This window comes from Paracerasibacillus soli (genome assembly GCF_042432965.1).
Taxonomy (GTDB): domain Bacteria; phylum Bacillota; class Bacilli; order Bacillales; family Amphibacillaceae; genus Paracerasibacillus; species Paracerasibacillus soli.
In genome coordinates this window covers 77,177-94,273 of the sequence record NZ_JBHLWL010000008.1, presented here as the reverse complement: position 1 = coordinate 94,273, position 17,097 = coordinate 77,177, and the positions used below count along the sequence as shown (strand labels likewise).

Annotated in this window: 23 protein-coding genes; 16 read left to right on the top strand and 7 right to left on the bottom strand. The window is 35.5% G+C overall.

All coding sequences use genetic code 11. The features are described 5' to 3' along the window. Positions 1–207: 207 nt before the first annotated feature. The gene (locus ACFFIS_RS02480; protein ID WP_390186005.1) at positions 208–1,344 is read left to right on the top strand and encodes a THUMP domain-containing class I SAM-dependent RNA methyltransferase; all 1,137 of its coding nucleotides are present in this window, start codon (positions 208–210) and stop codon (positions 1,342–1,344) included. A 157-nt stretch (positions 1,345–1,501) separates the two neighbouring features. Here ACFFIS_RS02480 and ACFFIS_RS02475 read toward each other — a convergent pair whose 3' ends face one another. From ACFFIS_RS02475 to ACFFIS_RS02465, 3 genes are read right to left on the bottom strand one after another with little or no spacing between them, the layout of a single operon-like run. Then, positions 1,502–3,187: a b(o/a)3-type cytochrome-c oxidase subunit 1 gene (locus ACFFIS_RS02475; protein WP_320379029.1), complete on the bottom strand. Its 1,686-nt coding sequence runs from the start codon at positions 3,185–3,187 to the stop codon at positions 1,502–1,504. Continuing rightward, entirely contained in the window at positions 3,187–3,690 is a 504-nt protein-coding gene (locus ACFFIS_RS02470; protein WP_320379028.1) for a cytochrome c oxidase subunit II, read from the bottom strand. Before ACFFIS_RS02470 ends, ACFFIS_RS02475 begins: the two co-directional genes overlap by 1 nt. A 21-nt stretch (positions 3,691–3,711) precedes the next feature. Beyond that, positions 3,712–3,852 (bottom strand): cytochrome c oxidase subunit 2A, encoded by a 141-nt coding sequence (locus ACFFIS_RS02465; RefSeq protein WP_320379027.1) that lies wholly within the window; start codon positions 3,850–3,852, stop codon positions 3,712–3,714. A gap of 229 nt (positions 3,853–4,081) precedes the next feature. Here ACFFIS_RS02465 and ACFFIS_RS02460 point away from each other — a divergent pair, with 229 nt between their 5' ends. Together ACFFIS_RS02460 and ACFFIS_RS02455 are read left to right on the top strand one after the other, a co-directional pair. Next, positions 4,082–5,074: a type III polyketide synthase gene (locus ACFFIS_RS02460; RefSeq protein WP_390186004.1), complete on the top strand. Its 993-nt coding sequence runs from the start codon at positions 4,082–4,084 to the stop codon at positions 5,072–5,074. 92 nt (positions 5,075–5,166) lie between these two features. Next, a complete protein-coding gene (locus tag ACFFIS_RS02455; protein ID WP_390186003.1) occupies positions 5,167–5,679 on the top strand; it encodes an isoprenylcysteine carboxyl methyltransferase family protein in 513 nt (170 codons plus the stop codon). An 87-nt stretch (positions 5,680–5,766) separates the two neighbouring features. Here ACFFIS_RS02455 and ACFFIS_RS02450 read toward each other — a convergent pair whose 3' ends face one another. Continuing rightward, positions 5,767–5,967: a cold-shock protein gene (locus ACFFIS_RS02450; protein WP_320379023.1), complete on the bottom strand. Its 201-nt coding sequence runs from the start codon at positions 5,965–5,967 to the stop codon at positions 5,767–5,769. Positions 5,968–6,270: 303 nt separating this feature from the next. Here ACFFIS_RS02450 and ACFFIS_RS02445 point away from each other — a divergent pair, with 303 nt between their 5' ends. Both ACFFIS_RS02445 and ACFFIS_RS02440 read left to right on the top strand, forming a co-directional pair. Continuing rightward, positions 6,271–7,941 (top strand): formate--tetrahydrofolate ligase, encoded by a 1,671-nt coding sequence (locus ACFFIS_RS02445; protein WP_320379022.1) that lies wholly within the window; start codon positions 6,271–6,273, stop codon positions 7,939–7,941. Further along, on the top strand, positions 7,941–8,546 hold the full coding sequence (locus ACFFIS_RS02440; protein WP_390186002.1) for an HD domain-containing protein: 606 nt from the start codon (positions 7,941–7,943) through the stop codon (positions 8,544–8,546). Before ACFFIS_RS02445 ends, ACFFIS_RS02440 begins: the two co-directional genes overlap by 1 nt. Before the next feature lie 67 nt (positions 8,547–8,613). On the opposite strand, the gene ACFFIS_RS02435 is transcribed toward ACFFIS_RS02440, so the two are convergent. Together ACFFIS_RS02435 and ACFFIS_RS02430 are read right to left on the bottom strand one after the other, a co-directional pair. Next, positions 8,614–8,979, bottom strand: coding sequence for a DUF2512 family protein (locus tag ACFFIS_RS02435; RefSeq protein ID WP_390186001.1), 366 nt, complete (start codon positions 8,977–8,979; stop codon positions 8,614–8,616). Between the two features lie 113 nt (positions 8,980–9,092). After that, entirely contained in the window at positions 9,093–10,109 is a 1,017-nt protein-coding gene (locus ACFFIS_RS02430; protein WP_390186000.1) for a C40 family peptidase, read from the bottom strand. A gap of 402 nt (positions 10,110–10,511) precedes the next feature. Between ACFFIS_RS02430 and ACFFIS_RS02425 the strand changes: the two genes are divergently transcribed. The 11 genes from ACFFIS_RS02425 to ACFFIS_RS02375 all read left to right on the top strand — a co-directional run bounded on the left by ACFFIS_RS02425 (position 10,512) and on the right by ACFFIS_RS02375 (position 16,620). Next, on the top strand, positions 10,512–11,468 hold the full coding sequence (locus ACFFIS_RS02425) for a thymidylate synthase (RefSeq protein ID WP_390185999.1): 957 nt from the start codon (positions 10,512–10,514) through the stop codon (positions 11,466–11,468). A gap of 25 nt (positions 11,469–11,493) precedes the next feature. Continuing rightward, positions 11,494–11,991: a dihydrofolate reductase gene (locus ACFFIS_RS02420; protein ID WP_320379016.1), complete on the top strand. Its 498-nt coding sequence runs from the start codon at positions 11,494–11,496 to the stop codon at positions 11,989–11,991. Between the two features lie 14 nt (positions 11,992–12,005). Next, complete coding sequence (mobA, locus tag ACFFIS_RS02415) at positions 12,006–12,584, top strand: molybdenum cofactor guanylyltransferase (protein ID WP_320379015.1); 579 nt, start codon at positions 12,006–12,008, stop codon at positions 12,582–12,584. 95 nt (positions 12,585–12,679) lie between these two features. After that, positions 12,680–12,880, top strand: coding sequence for a twin-arginine translocase TatA/TatE family subunit (locus tag ACFFIS_RS02410; RefSeq protein ID WP_390185998.1), 201 nt, complete (start codon positions 12,680–12,682; stop codon positions 12,878–12,880). A gap of 20 nt (positions 12,881–12,900) precedes the next feature. Further along, entirely contained in the window at positions 12,901–13,077 is a 177-nt protein-coding gene (gene tatA / locus ACFFIS_RS02405; RefSeq protein ID WP_320379013.1) for a twin-arginine translocase TatA/TatE family subunit, read from the top strand. A 160-nt stretch (positions 13,078–13,237) separates the two neighbouring features. Beyond that, entirely contained in the window at positions 13,238–13,978 is a 741-nt protein-coding gene (tatC, locus tag ACFFIS_RS02400) for a twin-arginine translocase subunit TatC (RefSeq protein ID WP_320379794.1), read from the top strand. Further along, a complete protein-coding gene (locus ACFFIS_RS02395; RefSeq protein ID WP_320379012.1) occupies positions 13,979–14,206 on the top strand; it encodes a YozE family protein in 228 nt (75 codons plus the stop codon). 338 nt (positions 14,207–14,544) lie between these two features. Continuing rightward, on the top strand, positions 14,545–15,069 hold the full coding sequence (gene vrrA / locus ACFFIS_RS02390) for a VrrA/YqfQ family protein (RefSeq protein ID WP_320379011.1): 525 nt from the start codon (positions 14,545–14,547) through the stop codon (positions 15,067–15,069). Between the two features lie 66 nt (positions 15,070–15,135). Beyond that, positions 15,136–16,089: a peptide-methionine (S)-S-oxide reductase MsrA gene (msrA, locus tag ACFFIS_RS02385; protein ID WP_390185996.1), complete on the top strand. Its 954-nt coding sequence runs from the start codon at positions 15,136–15,138 to the stop codon at positions 16,087–16,089. Between the two features lie 48 nt (positions 16,090–16,137). Further along, complete coding sequence (locus tag ACFFIS_RS02380) at positions 16,138–16,344, top strand: DUF6501 family protein (RefSeq protein ID WP_320379010.1); 207 nt, start codon at positions 16,138–16,140, stop codon at positions 16,342–16,344. Positions 16,345–16,380: 36 nt separating this feature from the next. Then, the gene (locus ACFFIS_RS02375) at positions 16,381–16,620 is read left to right on the top strand and encodes a ferredoxin family protein (RefSeq protein WP_320379009.1); all 240 of its coding nucleotides are present in this window, start codon (positions 16,381–16,383) and stop codon (positions 16,618–16,620) included. Positions 16,621–16,714: 94 nt separating this feature from the next. Here the strand turns inward: ACFFIS_RS02375 and ACFFIS_RS02370 are convergent, their stop codons facing one another. Further along, entirely contained in the window at positions 16,715–16,984 is a 270-nt protein-coding gene (locus ACFFIS_RS02370; RefSeq protein ID WP_320379008.1) for an acylphosphatase, read from the bottom strand. Positions 16,985–17,097: the final 113 nt, after the last annotated feature.

Sequence of the window (17,097 nt, the reverse complement as noted above, 5' to 3'; positions counted from 1 at the left end):
GTTTATCCTGCCGCTTAAGTGGCAGGATAAACAGATCCCGAATCATTAATATTTTAGCGACCTTAATTCAGCCACCAACACTATTTGACAAAGAGCCGGTTATTTTGTTTGTTTTTATAAATCGTGTGGTACACTATTAGTGCGTGTTCAAACTGGCGTTAAACATTTTAAAAGTTGATTAAATTTTAGTACGAAAGGATTGCTATAATGGGTTCAAAGCTAACATTAATTGCAACAGCTGCCATGGGACTAGAGGCTATTGTTGCACAAGAGGTAAGAGATCTAGGATATGAAGTGAAAGTTGATAATGGTAAAGTGACCTTTGATGCACCATTTTCTGCCATACCACGTTGTAATTTGTGGCTTCGCACGGCTGATCGATTGAAAATTAAAGTAGGAGAGTTTAAAGCAACTACTTTTGATGAATTATTTGAGGCAACGAAAGCATTACCTTGGGAAAACTTCATTAGTGAAGATGGACAGTTTCCTGTAATAGGTAAGTCCGTAAAATCGACATTATATAGTGTGCCAGACTGTCAGGCAATCGTCAAAAAGGCCATTGTTGAGCGGTTGAGATTAAAATATGGGATTGCATCGAGAATGCCAGAGACAGGTGCTGTATATCGTGTTGAAATAGCTATACATAAAGATATTGCGACATTAACATTAGATACATCAGGCCATGGCTTACATAAGCGAGGCTACCGTGTTGGACAAGGTGAGGCACCACTAAAGGAAACACTGGCTGCTGCTTTAGTTTTGCTTACAAATTGGAAACCGGATTATCCTTTTATCGATCCATTTTGTGGATCAGGTACTATCCCGATTGAAGCAGCATTAATTGGGCAAAATATTGCACCTGGATTTAATCGCTCTTTTGCTTCGGAAGAGTGGTATTTCATGAAGAAGAAACTATGGGATGATGCCTTTCAAGAAGTTGAGGATTTGGCAAAATATGATCAATCTCTCGATATTATTGGAACGGATATCAATCATAAAATGGTTGATATTGCAAATGAAAATAGTCAAGAAGCCGGTCTAGGTGATTTGATAAAGTGGAAACAAATGCAAGTAAAAGATTTAGTCATATCGGATGCTAACGGATATATTGTAACAAATCCTCCATACGGCCAAAGAATCGGGAAGGGAAGAGAAAGAGAAATTCAAACACTATATAGCGATTTCGGAAAAATAATGCAGCAATATCTTTCTTGGAGTGTCTATGTTCTTACAGCCTTTCCGACTTTTGAATCCGTATATGGGAAAAAGGCAACAAAAAAACGTAAACTATTTAATGGCTTTATCCAAACAGACTATTATCAATACTTTGGGCAACATGAATAAATAGGTGAGGGGATAGGGAAAGTACTGCATGTTGGATACAAAAAGTATCATGATTAAGACACAAATGCAGGCATTGCGATTGAATGGCAATGCCTGCAAAGGTTGTTCTACTTTTTTATCGTAAGTCGTCCTTAACGGGCTGCTTACGCTTTTTTATTTAGTTATTACCTATAGGCCAAGTGAACGGCGGTGATCCCGGCGGTGAATTTTGAATCATATCCATGACAGGCATACTGTAAGCAAATAAAATTAATGCGACTGTGATACCAATCCATAATTTCCAGTTATCAAACCATGCTGGTGTAGGCTGTGCATCCACTTCTTCTTCTGCAAGCGGATATTCTTCAATCCCTTTGGGAGCTAAGAATGTCAATTTGATGAAAATATAAACCATCAAAATTATCCCGATAAATAAAATCGTTCCCCCAACTGCTTGTGCTAACTGGTACCAGATCCATTCATGAGCCTGGTCTGTGCCACCATATTCGGAGAAATTCGAACGTCTAGGTCCTCCTAATAATCCTTGAATATGCATTGCTGTTGACATGATTGTCATACCGATTGTCCAAATATATGTTTGGATGATACCTAATTTATTTATTTGTGGTGTCAATTTTCTTCCTGTTAAGTGCGGTAGCAACCAATAACTAATTCCAAAGAATGTTAATAACACGGATGCCGCTACTGTTAAATGAAAGTGACCGGTTACCCATATCGTATTGTGAATAACAGAATTTAGCTGGTGTGAAGCGTTTATAATTCCACCTGCTCCACCAGGAATAAAGAATAACATCCCGATAAATGGTGCTAAGAAACGCACATCTTTCCAAGGTAATTTTTTAAACCAACCAAATAAACTTGTATAACCTTTTTTACGACCTGTAATTTCAAATGTTGCAAATAACGAGAAAGCAGTCATTAATGTTGGAATAACAACCATCATCGTCAATGTAACTTGGATAAATTTCCACATCGGTTCTATTCCTGGTTCCGTTAACTGATGGTGGAAACCAACTGGAATAGAGAAAAATAATAGTAAGATAAAGGACATTCTTGCTAATGAGTCACTAAATATTTTCCCGCCAATAATTTTCGGGATAATTGTGTACCAAGCCATATAAGCAGGTAGTAACCAAAAGTAAACAAGTGGGTGACCAAAATACCAAAATAATGTTCTAGTTAAAAGTACGTTTACTGTTGCTGTATAACCTAGTGACCAAGGTAATATTAGAAATAATACCGATACTGCAACACCAAGTGAAGCTATAAACCACATGATCATATTGATTGTGACCATAAAAGCCGGTAGAGGCGACTTTTCACCAGGATGTTGCTTTTTCCAACTATAGAGCTGGTGCCAATTTACAAAACCTGCGATCCAACTTCCTACAATAACCAGTGCAAGACCGATATAAAAAACTGGATGTGCTTTCAAAGGTGTGTAAAATGTATAAAGTACACTTGCTTTCCCTAAAAGAATTGTTGTAGCCGTCATGATAGTACCGATGAGCATAACCCAAAAACTTAGCCAAGCGTACTTTCTTTGTTTATTAGATATTCCTACCGACTTTGAAATAAATGAAAACTGGAAACCGATAATAAAAAACGTCGTAAGGACTAGTCCCAAAATAACACCATGAACCGTTAGAATTTGGTAATAACCAATTCCTGCCGGTAATGTTAATTTACCTGAACGGACTAACGTTTGTAATAACCCCATTAATCCACCGATAAACAATGAAATAAACGCTACATACATAAAAGACATATAAAGTTTTGCATCTTTTTTTGAAATCGGATATGTTCCAATACTAGTTACTGCTTCTGTTTGCTTCAAACCCATTATTCATACACCTCCAAAGTAGCGTACATCATATGGTGACCTACACCACAATATTCATTACATACGATTGTATATATACCTGGTTTTTTTAATACTGTTTCTAATTGCGAGATATAACCAGGCTCAACCATCATGTTTACATTCGTTCCCGCAACGTTAAAACCGTGTACCACATCAGGTGTCGTAACTTGGAATAAAACGTTTGAACCAGCAGGGATTCGAATATGTTTGACTGGAGCACCATCGTCATCTTTTCCAAAATCATAATTAAATGCTGAGGCGATTAAATTTACAACATATTGATTGTCGTCAACTTTTGTTAATCCTAGATTTTCTGGTTTAAAATCCTCATACGCTTGAATATTATTTGGATCAATTGTTACACCGTGACTTTGTGGATGTGTCCCTTTCCAAAATGCCCCGTATCCTAAAATAAGTAGAAAGACAACTAGTGAACCGATTCCAAAAGTTAACCAAATTTTTTCATATTTATGTAAGTGCATGAAAGTTCACTCCCCCTATTTTTATCTTGAAAGAAATAGTGCAAAAACCCCGAACCACGAAATAAGAATAATCATACCAAGAACCATAACTGAAATAAGTGTGCCTTTTAAGTTGGATGTTTCATTTTCAACGTGCTTTTGCTTGTTGATTTTGGTCGCCATCTTTCATCTTCTCCTTTTTGTTTATTTGACTCATTTCCATCATACAAAAATTACAAACGGAATTTAACATGATATTGAAAGCTTCACAATTTGTTCAAACACTTGATATAACAGCGATTGCGATAGTTTTATAAACCTTTTCGTTAATAAAGTATGTGTCATAAATATGACGGAATGAGTAATAATCTTTGAAAATAGTGACAAAATAGTAATAAAAAAGGTGACTAAGATGACATACATTTGTTCGGTTGGTTTAGCAATCCCAGATTTTAATATCTCTCAACAAACGGTTAAAAATCTTGTACGTACTCTTTTCCAAGATCACGCTAGAAGAATAAATAGATTGCTACCTGTCTTTGACAATGCAGCTATTGAAAATAGGCAATTTGTTGTGGATGAGGATTGGTTTTTAACACACCATTCTTTTGAAGAGAAAAATGCATTATATGTTCAAAACGCAATTGATTATTCTGTTAAGGCGGTTCAACAATGTCTTTCAAACGATCATTTTCTACATGAAAAAGTGCCATTTGAAGCAGTTGATTTAATTGTATTTGTTTCTAGTACTGGCATAGCAACTCCTAGTATTGACGCCAGAATAATGAATAAGCTCCCATTCCGATCTGACGTTATACGAATGCCTTTATGGGGGCTAGGGTGTGCTGGAGGAGCTATGGGACTTTCACGTGCATATGACTGGTTAAAGGCAAATCCAAAACAAACTGCATTAGTAATTTGTTGTGAATTATGTAGTTTAACTTTTCAAAAGGATGACATGAGTAAAAGCAATGTAGTAGGAACAGCACTATTTGCAGATGGAATCGCAGCAACATTACTTGTAGGAGATGCATCGCCGTATCAAAAGAATGTAAAAATAAAGAAACCGAAGATTACATATACAAATTCATTCACAGAGAAAGATAGTGAAGATGTGATGGGGTGGAATGTAACAGATCAGGGATTAGAGGTAATATTTTCAAAGAGTATCCCACATCTCGTTGATACAATTTGGAAAGAACATGTGAAAGATACTCTACAAAAACTAGATATTACGAGTGATGAAATTGATTCCTATATTGCACACCCTGGAGGAAAGAAAGTATTGGAAGCAATGTGCCAATCTATGCAACTTTCTATGGATAAACTAAAATTTTCATATGAGGTACTTCGACAGCATGGTAATATGTCCTCCGCAACGGTATTTTACGTATTAAAAAAATAGATGAAGGAACAGTCCATTCAGAATGATAAAAGTATACTATGTGCATTAGGGCCTGGATTTAGTTCTGAATTATTATTATTGGAGTGGAATAAATGAAAACATGGATCTGGCTATTCATATTATTTATCATAGGTCAAAGACTCGTTGAATTAGTGATTGCCAAACGAAATGAAAAATGGATGATGGCAAGGGGAGGGATTATAAAGGGGGAAAATCATTACAAGTGGTTTATTATCCTCCATACATTATTTTTCATCTTTATTGTCGGAGAGGTTTACGTGTTTCAGCGTTCCGTCATGTTAAATTACCTATTACTTTTGATATTTGTTATGACCCAATTAGCGAGAGTGTGGTGCATCACAACTTTAGGAAAGTTCTGGAATACAAAAATTATTGTATTGCCTAGAGTTGCACTTATCAAAAAGGGCCCCTATAAATATGTAAAACATCCAAATTATATTATCGTAGGTATAGAATTATTTATCATACCACTTTTATTTGGGGCATATTTTACCGCTGTACTTTTTCCTTTGTTACATTTATTACTATTAAAAGTTAGAATACCAAAGGAAGAAAAAGCATTAGCTACAGTAACGAAAATGTAGCTGATTGTAACTTCAGATAATACTAAAGTTAAGAAGACAGAAAAAGCGGTAATCAAGTGATTACCGCTTAAGCATTTTATAAAAGGCTTACTTTTTTGTAACGTTTGCTGCTTGAGGTCCACGTTCGCCTTCAACAATTTCGAATGTAACTTCTTCGCCTTCTTCAAGTGTTTTAAAACCTTCACCTTGAATTGCTGAATAATGTACGAATACGTCATTACCCTCTTCAGCTTGAATAAAACCATAACCTTTTTCTGCGTTAAACCATTTTACTACTCCGTTTTCCATGTGAATAATTCCTCCTAAAAGCTTCCTTGCACGTAAAACGTGTGTGAATTACAAAGTAAGCAAATTGTATGAAAAGTAATAACGATATCTTTGTTTATGTTATTTATATTTCATGTGCAACATGCCTCTTTGCTTGTGTTAAATATAGCGCATTTTGTCTTGTGGGTCAAGGCATTGGCCTATTATTTTGCTAATCGCCTTGGAAATTGTAAGCGTTTTATGGAGAGATATATTGCAAATTTTGTTACAATATGAATAGAAAGAAAGATAAAGCACATCACTGTAGAAAGGGAGTAGGCTAATTTGAAAACAGATATTGAAATTGCACAAGAAGCATCTTTAAAGCCGATTCATGAAATTGCAGGGAGTTTAGGGTTGTCAGAAGAGGATTGGGAACCATATGGACATACAAAAGCAAAGTTATCAGATAAACTCTTAAGTAAACTTCATCATCATAAAGACGGAAAGATTATTCTAGTAACTTCTATCAATCCAACTCCTGCGGGTGAAGGAAAGTCTACTGTTACAGTTGGCTTAGGCCAAGCAATGAATAAAATCGGCAAAAAGACAGTCATTGCGCTACGGGAACCTTCATTAGGACCAGTTATGGGAATTAAAGGTGGGGCAGCGGGTGGTGGATATTCTCAAGTATTACCAATGGAAGATATTAATTTACACTTTACCGGTGATTTGCACGCCATTACAACTGCTAACAATGCATTAGCCGCATTAATTGATAATCATATCCAACAAGGAAATGCATTACACATTGATCCACGCAGGATTGTATGGAAACGAGTAATGGATATGAATGATCGAGCGTTAAGACAAGTCGTTGTAGGTCTTGGTGGGCCGAAAAGAGGTGTGCCACGAGAAGATGGTTTTAATATTACAGTTGCCTCAGAAATTATGGCCATTCTTTGTTTGGCAAATGATCTACAAGATTTAAAAGAGAAAATCGCTCGCATTGTTATTGGTTACACATACGATGAAACACCTATAACCGTAAAGGATCTTGAAGCAGAAGGAGCATTAACAGTTCTATTAAAAGATGCAATTAAACCAAATTTAGTGCAGACAATTGAAAACACTCCTGCGATAATTCACGGTGGACCTTTTGCTAATATTGCACATGGTTGTAATAGTATTATGGCAACCAAAACCGCCGCAAAACTTGGAGATTATGTTATCACTGAGGCGGGATTTGGCGCAGACTTAGGCGCGGAAAAATTCTTGAATATTAAGTCACGTGCTGGTAATTTTAAACCCGATGCAGTTGTAATTGTTGCAACTGTCCGCGCATTGAAGATGCATGGTGGGGTTTCCAAAGGTGATTTAACGAATGAAAATGTTGCAGCATTAGCTGAGGGCATGGAAAATTTAGCAAAACATATTGAAACAATAGAAACATTTGGGTTACCTTTTGTTGTCGCTATTAATAAATTCCCAACAGACACACCAAGTGAAACCGCATATATTGAAAAATGGTGTGAAAGTCGTCATATCGACGTAGCTTTAACAGATGTTTGGGCAAAAGGTGGAGAAGGGGGGATTAATTTAGCTGAAAAAGTAGTGGAGAAGGCAAGTGCCGGTAACCAATCATTTAAACATCTTTACGAACTTGATGATTCATTAGAAACAAAGATTAGAAAAATCGCCCAAACTGTATATGGAGCAAAGGATATCTCTCTAACAAATCAAGCTAAACAACAAATCGCCTTTTATGAAACACAAGGTTGGGGGAATCTTCCAGTATGTATGGCGAAAACACAATATTCTTTGTCGGATGATCCCAAAATGGTTGGTCGCCCACAAGATTTCATTATATCTATTCGTGAATTACGTCCTTCTATCGGCGCAGGTTTTATTGTTGTGTTAACTGGTGACGTTATGACAATGCCAGGTCTCCCTAAAAAACCAGCAGCTTTAAATATGGACGTGAAAGAAAATGGTAAAATCGTAGGGTTATTTTGATGGATGCAATCAGGCAAATACAGGAAATCAAGACATATGTAAAGGATTTATTTCTACACGATACGACTGGACATGATGTTGAACATATGCAACGAGTAGCGCAACTAGCAGTCTATATTGCGGAGAAAGAAGGCGCAGATTCATACTTATGTGAGGTTGCTGCATGGTTACATGATGTAGGGGATCATAAGCTGTTTGATCAACCTGATGTGGTAAAAGAAGAACTACAACAATTTTTACGTACACTTTCGTTTACATCTATTGAAATAAATACAATCCTTTCAATAATAGATAGCGTGTCTTTTACGAAAGGAAAAAGGATACCAGATACATTGGAAGGAAAAATCGTTCAAGATGCTGACCGTTTAGATGCAATAGGGGCCATTGGTATTGCTCGAACTTTTGCATATGGTGGAGCAAAAGGTCAACGACTATATGATAGCAATGAAACAAACAATTCATCACTTAGGCATTTTTCGGACAAATTATTAAAGTTGCGTGATGTCATGCACACTAGAAGTGCCCGCGGTATTGCAGAACAACGTCATGCATTTATGGAAAATTATCTGAAACAATTCCTAAGTGAATGGAATTTTTCAGAATAAGAAATCAAAGCAAGCAAGTAGCCATAACGTACTTGTTTGCTTTGATTGAACTGTATTTAACAGTATACTATCTGTTAGCAAAAGAATCATTCCGCACACGCCCACTACGTAATAGCCATGCATGTTGGAAATATTCAGCAATAGCAATTACGATTCCTGTTAAAACAGCACCCCAAAATGTCACTGAAGTACCTAAGAATATAATTGCACCAAAGTAAACAATTGCTGCGGTTACAAGAAAATCTAATAAAGTACTTAATATATTTGTATCTTTACGTAACATGACGATTTCCAACATATATCCTATAATGGCCGCGACTATACCTAACAGTATAGGCTGATACCACCGAGAGAAATATACATTTGGGAAAATCCAAGAAGATACTAAAATACCGATTGGTGTAACAATTAATTTTAATACGAGTCCAGACATATCTCATGCTCCTTTTTGATAGATATGTCTAGTATTTACCAAATAAAGTAGAATATGACTGTTATAACAAATAAAATCAGAAGCGACGACAACACACTTCTGATTTTAGTTTGTTAATTTACACGTTTAGCACCTAAGTATCGCTGTTTCCAATAACTATTTTCAAGTTCGCTCACTTCAACGCCACGGGATTCTCCAGCATGAATAAACTTACCATCCCCCATATAAATACCAGCATGAGACGGACCAGGTTTATACGTTTGAAAGAAAATAATATCGCCGACGGACGGTGTTGAAACAGGCGTTGTAAAATTCCACATATCACTCACTGTTCTTGGTAGCTGCACATTTTGTGATGCAAAGACATATTGAATAAAACCACTGCAGTCAAATCCTTGTTCTGTTGTTCCACCCCAAACATAAGGAATACCAACTAACGAGTGAGCAACTTGCGTAAGACCGGCAGGATTGGATGACTTAACTTTTACATTTTTGGGTTCGGCTTGCTTCTTATCTTTTGTTTTTGTAATGATTTGTTTGGCTTGCTTTTCTTGTTCTTTTTCATCATTTTCATACATCGTTTCTAGCGATGTTTTCGTCACTTCAAACTTTAGTTCAATTTGATGCTCTTCTTCGGCAATGGCTAATGCTTTTTCTGTCAATGGACCATATATGCCGTCAATTTCACCTTCATAATAACCGAAATATTGTAATGCCTCTTGAACAATTTTTACCTCTTTGCTATGAGTACCGGGTGTTACGCTTCCTGTCAATTGTTCTATTTTCTTTACATTTCTCTTTCTTTCAGCATCAATTAAGGAAAAAATAGTTTGTGCATCTGCTTGCCCAGACACATCTATTTGATGATCTTTTTGAAACTGTTTTACCGAATGTTCTGTTAATATACCAAAATCCCCGTCAAGATCATCATCATAATAAGATAATTTCTTTAGTTTTAGTTGTAATGTTTGCACACTTTCACTATGTTCACCATATTCGAGGTGTCCTTTTTCTAGTAATTCTTTGTTTTCTAGTATTGGATATGCATTGACATTAAAGGAAAACGGTTGACTGAGGACGAATCCGTAAAGAAACGAATGTTTAGCAATTTGATTAAGCGTCCCATTCATCGTTTTAATCTCCTTTCCTTGTTAGCCTTTAACCATAATTTATGGCTGGTTTTATTGTTTTATGTTTTACTTATGGTTACGTTTGTGTTACAAACTTGTTTCGGTATACTTAGGAGTTGAAGTTTTTTTCTAAAAAAGCCGTCTTTTGCTTCCGAGGCAGGTTAATTGCGCAACGTCCTGTTGCAACACCTGCACTAGTACTCATGTACGTCGGAAGTTGAGGCGTTGCCCGCGGAAAGCGCAGTGTTTTTCCGGAGCGATATTAGTGAGGCAAGTTTTCACTACTGAACAGTTTTGATCTACTTTGTAAATGAATTGTCCGAAAAGAACAATGCGAAAAGTATATGTTTGTATGATACAATGAATACGAGAATAACTACTGTTAGGAGTGTTATATTTTAAATGTATACAGGTGAAGAAGCATATTTAGACTTATGTAAACACGTATTAACACATGGTACTGAGAAAAATGATCGGACGAACACTGGAACATTGTCAATTTTTGGATACCAATATCGTTTTGACTTACAAAAAGGATTCCCATTACTAACAACAAAACGAGTACCTTTCCGACTTGTAGCAAGCGAATTACTTTGGTTTTTAAAAGGAGATACAAACATACGTTACTTATTACAACATAATAATAATATATGGAATGAATGGGCTTTTAAAAAATGGGTTGAAAGCGAAAAATATATAGGTCCCGACATGACAGACTTTGGGAATCGCAGTCTTAAAGATCCATCATTTAAAAAAGTCTATGATGAACAAATGACAACGTTTAAAGAGAAGATATTACAAGATGATGAGTTCGCAACTGAATTTGGTGACTTAGGTTTTGTATATGGAAAACAGTGGCGTGCATGGAAAACATCAAGAAACCAGATGATTGATCAAATTCAAGATGTAATACAATCTATTAAAACGAACCCAGATTCTCGTCGGCATATTGTGACGGCATGGAATCCAGAAGATATTCCATCAATGGCTTTGCCACCATGCCACGCTTTCTTTCAATTTTATGTAGCCGATGGTAAATTATCTTGTCAACTATATCAACGTAGTGCAGATATATTTTTGGGAGTACCGTTTAATATAGCTAGCTACGCATTATTAACACATTTAATTGCCCATGAATGTAATTTAGAAGTTGGCGAATTTATTCATACATTTGGAGATGCGCATATTTACTTAACTCATTTGGAACAAGTAGAAGAGCAGCTACAACGGAAACCAAAACCATTTCCAACACTGAAATTGAATCAAAAGAAATTATCTATTTTTGACTTTGATTTAGATGATATAATAATCGAAGGATATGATCCACATCCTACAATAAAAGCTCCAATTGCAGTTTAATTACTTTAGAAGAGAGGACAACAACATGATATCTTTACTCGTTGCTATGGGGCAAAACCATGTCATTGGTTTAAATAATGGCATGCCATGGCATCTTCCAAATGACTTGAAATTTTTTAAAACATTAACGACTGGACATACGATTGTGATGGGAAGAAAAACGTATGATTCAATCGGAAAACCTTTACCTAATCGTAGAAATGTTGTACTTACGCGCTCAAAAGATGTTCAATTTCCCGATGAAGTAGAAGTTATACATCAGTTAGATACGTTAAAAAGTTGGAATAAAGAAAATCCAACCGAAGAATACTTTGTGATTGGTGGCGGTCATATTTTTGACCAAGTATTACCTTACGCAGATCGCATGTATATTACAAAAATTGATGAAGTATTTGATGGAGACACATTTTTTCCTGCTTATAATAAAGAAGATTGGAAAATAACGAAGCAGGAAAAAGGGATAAAAGATGATAAAAATCCTTACACCTATTATTTTTTTCAATATGATCGAATCAGTCGCTGAATCGAGGAGATAATATGAAAACATATGGTGCCATTTTGTGTGGGGGAAAGTCCACTCGAATGGGGAGAAATAAATCATTATTAAATATACACGGTAAAAAAGTGATTGAACATGTTAATGGAGTACTTGAAAAGATCTGTGATCACGTCGTATTAAGCACGAATGATTTTTCTACCTATCAATTTATGCAAATACCAATGTTTGCAGATCGCTACGTAGATAAAGGCCCGCTTGCAGGCATTGAATCCGTTCTTTATCATGTAGATGCTGACGTGTTTGTTTTCTCAGCTTGTGATACGCCATTTATTAGTGAACAAGTATATGATTTCTTAATTGCGCAATTAGAAAAGTTTGATGCGGTAGTACCTGTTTACAATAAACAAATACATCCATTGTCAGCTATTTATCATAAACGAACTTTGCTAGCAATACAAGGTCAATTGGACAAGAATGAGCGACGTGTAAAAAGCTTTTTTCAACATATAAATGTTAAATATGTTCAAGATTTTCATCCATTTTCAACTGATTTATTAGACAGACACTTCTTTAATATGAATAATCCAACTGATTACATAAGGGCTAAAACATTTTAAACTTGTGGAGATGTTGTAAATCATGATAAACTGGTGTCACAAAGCATAATACATACACGTTTAAAAAACTACATTATGAGAAGGGTGTATGAAAGATGTTCGCAAATATTGGAATACCTGGTTTGGTTTTAATTTTGATTGTTGCACTAATTATATTCGGTCCTTCTAAGTTGCCTGAAATTGGGAAAGCAGCTGGACAAACATTAAAAGAATTTAAAAAGTCTACAAAAGAATTAACGGGCGATGTAACGGAAGAAATAAATGATGTGAAAAAAATAATAAAAGATAGTAAATAAGTTATTCGGAGTGATAGTCAATGTTGAGTAATATTGGATTTCCTGGGCTCTTATTAATTTTAATTTTAGCTTTAGTTATATTTGGTCCTTCAAAACTACCTGAAATTGGGAAGGCTTTCGGTAGTTCATTAAAGGAATTTAAAAACGCAACAAAAGACATTGTTGATGATGATAACGGTAAACACGAACAAAAATAATCTATTTGCAGGTTGGAGTCCAATGTAGATTTTAAACTCCATCTACATAAGTATAAGAATGAACACCGATAGAAGGTGTAGGAATCGTATACCTGCACCTTCTTTTTGTTTGATAGGAGTGAACAAATTGAGTAAAAAGAAGCGTACCGTAAAAAAAGAGATGAATTTCACTGATCATTTAGCAGAATTGAGAAATCGTCTTATTGTAACGGGGATCTTTTTTGTTGTTTTTTTCGCATTAGGATTTGTTTATGTAAAAGATATTTATTCGTTTTTTGAAAAAGATATATCTTTTACACTGGCAACAACTAGCCCAGGTGATATCATTTGGATTTATTTTACATTAGCATCTATTGTGGCAATTGTAGGTACAATACCGATACTAAGTTTACAGCTTTGGCTATTTATCCGACCAGGGCTGACTACTAATGAACGGAAAGCTTCGCTAGCTTATATTCCGGCCCTGTTTATTTTATTTATTTCCGGGCTTGTTTTTGGATACATCATATTTGTAAAATTAATTTTACCATTCTTGTTAACGTTAAATGATGGTATGTTTACGATTATTTTTACAGTCGATAATTATTTTCGCTTTCTGTTTCGTGTGACATTACCATTTGCTATATTATTTGAAATTCCAATTGTTTCGATGTTTTTAACTCAATTAGGGATATTAACGCCACAATTCATGAAAAAGACACGGAAATATGCTTATTTTGTTTTAGTCATTATCGGAGCTGTTGTTACACCGCCTGATTTCATCTTACAAATTGTTGTGGCGATACCGCTCATTATTTTATATGAAATTAGTATTCAACTATGTTCTTTTGTTTATAAGAAGAAATTACGAAAACACGAGATGTTTATGAAGTCAGACTCTGTTCAAAGTGGGGTGGAGTAAATGCGATCATTCTATCATTTTTCCCTGACATATCGGGGCAAAAATGTCCCTGATGACGAAAGTCGATTAGCTGATTGGATTTTTCAAGACCAAAACTTTCCTAAGCACTCGGTGTCCTACGATGAACTAAGTAATTATTTGGAATTATACAGTCCTTTCCCAAATGCATTGCTCATTTTTGATGAATTATGGACGGCTTATCAGCTAACAGAATTGAAAGACAGATAAATCTCGAAGTAATGAGGCTAACCATTGCTTCGAGATTTCTTTTTTAATCACGACTTTTATTTATTTGTTAACAAATTTTATATCGTTTCTCTATATCCCGTTGCAGGCCATCTAATTCCCGAAAACTTCATTCATCAAAGGAATCAACATTAAATGCCACTGAGAACGAAGCATTATAGCATTACCATGTACATGCCTTTTACATGTATTCGTCCTATTTCGACAAAGACATGCCGTAACTTGCGGATATATGCGGTTACCCGGGAAATAAAGCCTACACCATTTTAATTGTATTGCGTACAATAACCTAGGAACAGATGTGGAAATGAGGGATCACGATGGTATTTTTTCAACAAAGACCAGGTCAACAGATGTCATATCCTATGAGAGGAATGCAACCTTTACCCCCAACACCTCAAGGTAGAGCAGTACCAAACATTATTCAACGTATATTACAACCTGGTGTAAGTAGTGGTGTTGGAACAGGATTAGGAACGTCCGGAACTGGATTTGGGATTCATAATATTTCCAATGTCATTAATAATGTGCAGCAAGTATTGCGTGTTATAGAAACAACTGCACCGCTAGTAAAACAGTACGGGCCAATTGTGAAAAATTTACCTGCCATGTATCAATTATTGAAATCATTTAATGAATCAGAGGAGGATGAAGAAATACAAGAAGAAACTGAAAGTATAGAAGGGGTAGAAGCTGAATCTGAAACTGCATCTAAAAAAGGTGAAACAAAAGAATTCGTAACGGATGAGGAACTACCAAAACCAGAAGTGCCACAAACAAATCAAACATATACGCCAATAAATGATAAGAAAACTGGGGAATCTATTCCTAAGTTATTTATATAAATAAGCATACAACTTGATTTTATTTTTAATTCGCGAAAAAATAGGAGTAAATAGGAGGGGTTCACAATGGCTGATAAAATAGAACGAGCTACGTTTGCAGGTGGTTGCTTTTGGTGTATGGTGGAACCTTTTGATAAGCGGCCAGGTATCATTGAAGTCATTTCTGGCTATACAGGCGGGGAAATTGAAAATCCAACATACGAACAAGTTTGTTCTGATACAACTGGACATGTGGAAGCAGTTCAAATAACATTTGACCCAAGTAAAATGCCTTATAAAGAGCTTGTCAACATCTATTGGCAACAAATTGATCCAACAGATTCGGGTGGACAGTTTCATGACCGTGGAGAATCATATAAAACAGCAATTTTTTATCATAATCAAGAACAAAAGGCGCTTGCAGAACAATCTAAAGCTGAGCTAACGTTAAGCGGAAAGTTTTCTAAACCAATCGTTACGAAGATTTTACCCGCTAAACCATTTTACCCGGCAGAAGAAAATCATCAACATTATTATAAAAAGAATCCGTTTCATTATAAAATGTATAAAAAAGGTTCCGGTAGAGAAAGTTTTTTAAAAGAAACATGGCAGGAGGATAAAGAAGCTTTAAAAGCCCGTCTTACATCCATGCAATATCACGTAACACAGGAAAATGGTACAGAGCCTCCATTTGAAAATGAATATTGGGATAATAAAGCAGAAGGAATCTATGTAGATGTTATTTCAGGAAAAGTATTATTTTCATCTAAAGATCAATTTGATGCGGGATGTGGCTGGCCAAGCTTCACCAAACCAATTGACGGAACCGAAGTGACTGAGCATATGGATACGTCCCATGGCATGTTTCGAACAGAGGTAAGGAGTAGGCAAGCGGATGCTCATTTAGGTCATGTTTTTAATGATGGACCTAAAGAGCAAGGTGGCTTGCGTTATTGTATTAATTCTGCAGCATTAAAGTTTATTCCAAAAGAAGAAATGGCTAAAGAAGGATATGAAAATTATTTATACTTATTATCATAATGTAAGATAATAAATAAGAAATGTATGATTGAGGGGAGATTTATTAAATTGATTCATTTAGATTGGGAAACGAGACCTGTAATAAAACAAATAAAATGTGTACACACGAATGCAAAAAAGTTTATTGTAAATCAAAAGTTAACACCAGGGAAAATATATGATGTAAAAAATGAAACAGATGAGTTTTACTTTATTGTTGATAACAGCAATAGAATTGGCGGCTTTTTAAAAGAATACTTTAAAGAAATAAGCTAAGCTTACAGTTTTAATGGACTGAAGGAGGAAACGTAGATGGCATTTGTTATTACATCTCCGTGTAAAGATGAAAAAGCTGCAGAATGTGTAGAAGTATGTCCAGTCGATTGCATAGAAGAGGGAAAAGATATGTTTTATATTGATCCAGATATATGTATTGACTGCGGTGCCTGTGAGGCGGTTTGCCCCGTTCAGGCAATCTTTATAGAAGACGAAGTGCCTGAAGAAGAGACCGCTTATATTGAACTGAATCGTAAGTTTTTCAAAAAACAATAATAATAATGCAAAAGAGGTAGCCATTTTACATGATGGACAACCTCTTTTTTGTTTTGGCTTTGTAAAGGATGTCATGTTGCGCTCAATATGCCATTTATTTTATGATAAAGTTTTTAAAGCTATTTGTATTTATTCCTTTTTCTATATCTAACCTTTCTATAACAATCCCAGGATGATACCCACTTTTTATTTCTTCTATTAGTGCTGCAATCTTATGTTTATTGCCTTCCACTTTGATTTCAACGGAACCATCAGGTAAATTTCGAACGAATCCTGCTAATTCGAGTTGATCTGCTCGAAGTTTTGTCGTGATTCGAAATCCTACACCTTGTACATGACCAAATACAAGAATACGTGTGTACATTCTATACCTTCCTTCACAAAATCTTTAAAACAAGTATAGCATATGGAGGACATTCATTATACGTTACGTCACGGTGTTAATATTAATTTTTGCATGAAACCATCCCGTACTAT

Bases quoted from the DNA above. Each gene is read 5' to 3' on its own strand.
- ACFFIS_RS02480 (WP_390186005.1), top strand. From the start codon at position 208: ATGGGTTCAAAGCTAACATTAATTGCAACAGCTGCCATGGGACTAGAG.
- ACFFIS_RS02475 (WP_320379029.1), bottom strand. From the start codon at position 3,187: ATGGGTTTGAAGCAAACAGAAGCAGTAACTAGTATTGGAACATATCCG.
- ACFFIS_RS02470 (WP_320379028.1), bottom strand. From the start codon at position 3,690: ATGCACTTACATAAATATGAAAAAATTTGGTTAACTTTTGGAATCGGT.
- ACFFIS_RS02465 (WP_320379027.1), bottom strand. From the start codon at position 3,852: ATGGCGACCAAAATCAACAAGCAAAAGCACGTTGAAAATGAAACATCC.
- ACFFIS_RS02460 (WP_390186004.1), top strand. From the start codon at position 4,082: ATGACATACATTTGTTCGGTTGGTTTAGCAATCCCAGATTTTAATATC.
- ACFFIS_RS02455 (WP_390186003.1), top strand. From the start codon at position 5,167: ATGAAAACATGGATCTGGCTATTCATATTATTTATCATAGGTCAAAGA.
- ACFFIS_RS02450 (WP_320379023.1), bottom strand. From the start codon at position 5,967: ATGGAAAACGGAGTAGTAAAATGGTTTAACGCAGAAAAAGGTTATGGT.
- ACFFIS_RS02440 (WP_390186002.1), top strand. From the start codon at position 7,941: ATGGATGCAATCAGGCAAATACAGGAAATCAAGACATATGTAAAGGAT.
- ACFFIS_RS02435 (WP_390186001.1), bottom strand. From the start codon at position 8,979: ATGTCTGGACTCGTATTAAAATTAATTGTTACACCAATCGGTATTTTA.
- ACFFIS_RS02430 (WP_390186000.1), bottom strand. From the start codon at position 10,109: ATGAATGGGACGCTTAATCAAATTGCTAAACATTCGTTTCTTTACGGA.
- ACFFIS_RS02425 (WP_390185999.1), top strand. From the start codon at position 10,512: ATGTATACAGGTGAAGAAGCATATTTAGACTTATGTAAACACGTATTA.
- ACFFIS_RS02420 (WP_320379016.1), top strand. From the start codon at position 11,494: ATGATATCTTTACTCGTTGCTATGGGGCAAAACCATGTCATTGGTTTA.
- mobA (WP_320379015.1), top strand. From the start codon at position 12,006: ATGAAAACATATGGTGCCATTTTGTGTGGGGGAAAGTCCACTCGAATG.
- ACFFIS_RS02410 (WP_390185998.1), top strand. From the start codon at position 12,680: ATGTTCGCAAATATTGGAATACCTGGTTTGGTTTTAATTTTGATTGTT.
- tatA (WP_320379013.1), top strand. From the start codon at position 12,901: ATGTTGAGTAATATTGGATTTCCTGGGCTCTTATTAATTTTAATTTTA.
- tatC (WP_320379794.1), top strand. From the start codon at position 13,238: ATGAATTTCACTGATCATTTAGCAGAATTGAGAAATCGTCTTATTGTA.
- ACFFIS_RS02395 (WP_320379012.1), top strand. From the start codon at position 13,979: ATGCGATCATTCTATCATTTTTCCCTGACATATCGGGGCAAAAATGTC.
- vrrA (WP_320379011.1), top strand. From the start codon at position 14,545: ATGGTATTTTTTCAACAAAGACCAGGTCAACAGATGTCATATCCTATG.
- msrA (WP_390185996.1), top strand. From the start codon at position 15,136: ATGGCTGATAAAATAGAACGAGCTACGTTTGCAGGTGGTTGCTTTTGG.
- ACFFIS_RS02375 (WP_320379009.1), top strand. From the start codon at position 16,381: ATGGCATTTGTTATTACATCTCCGTGTAAAGATGAAAAAGCTGCAGAA.
- ACFFIS_RS02370 (WP_320379008.1), bottom strand. From the start codon at position 16,984: ATGTACACACGTATTCTTGTATTTGGTCATGTACAAGGTGTAGGATTT.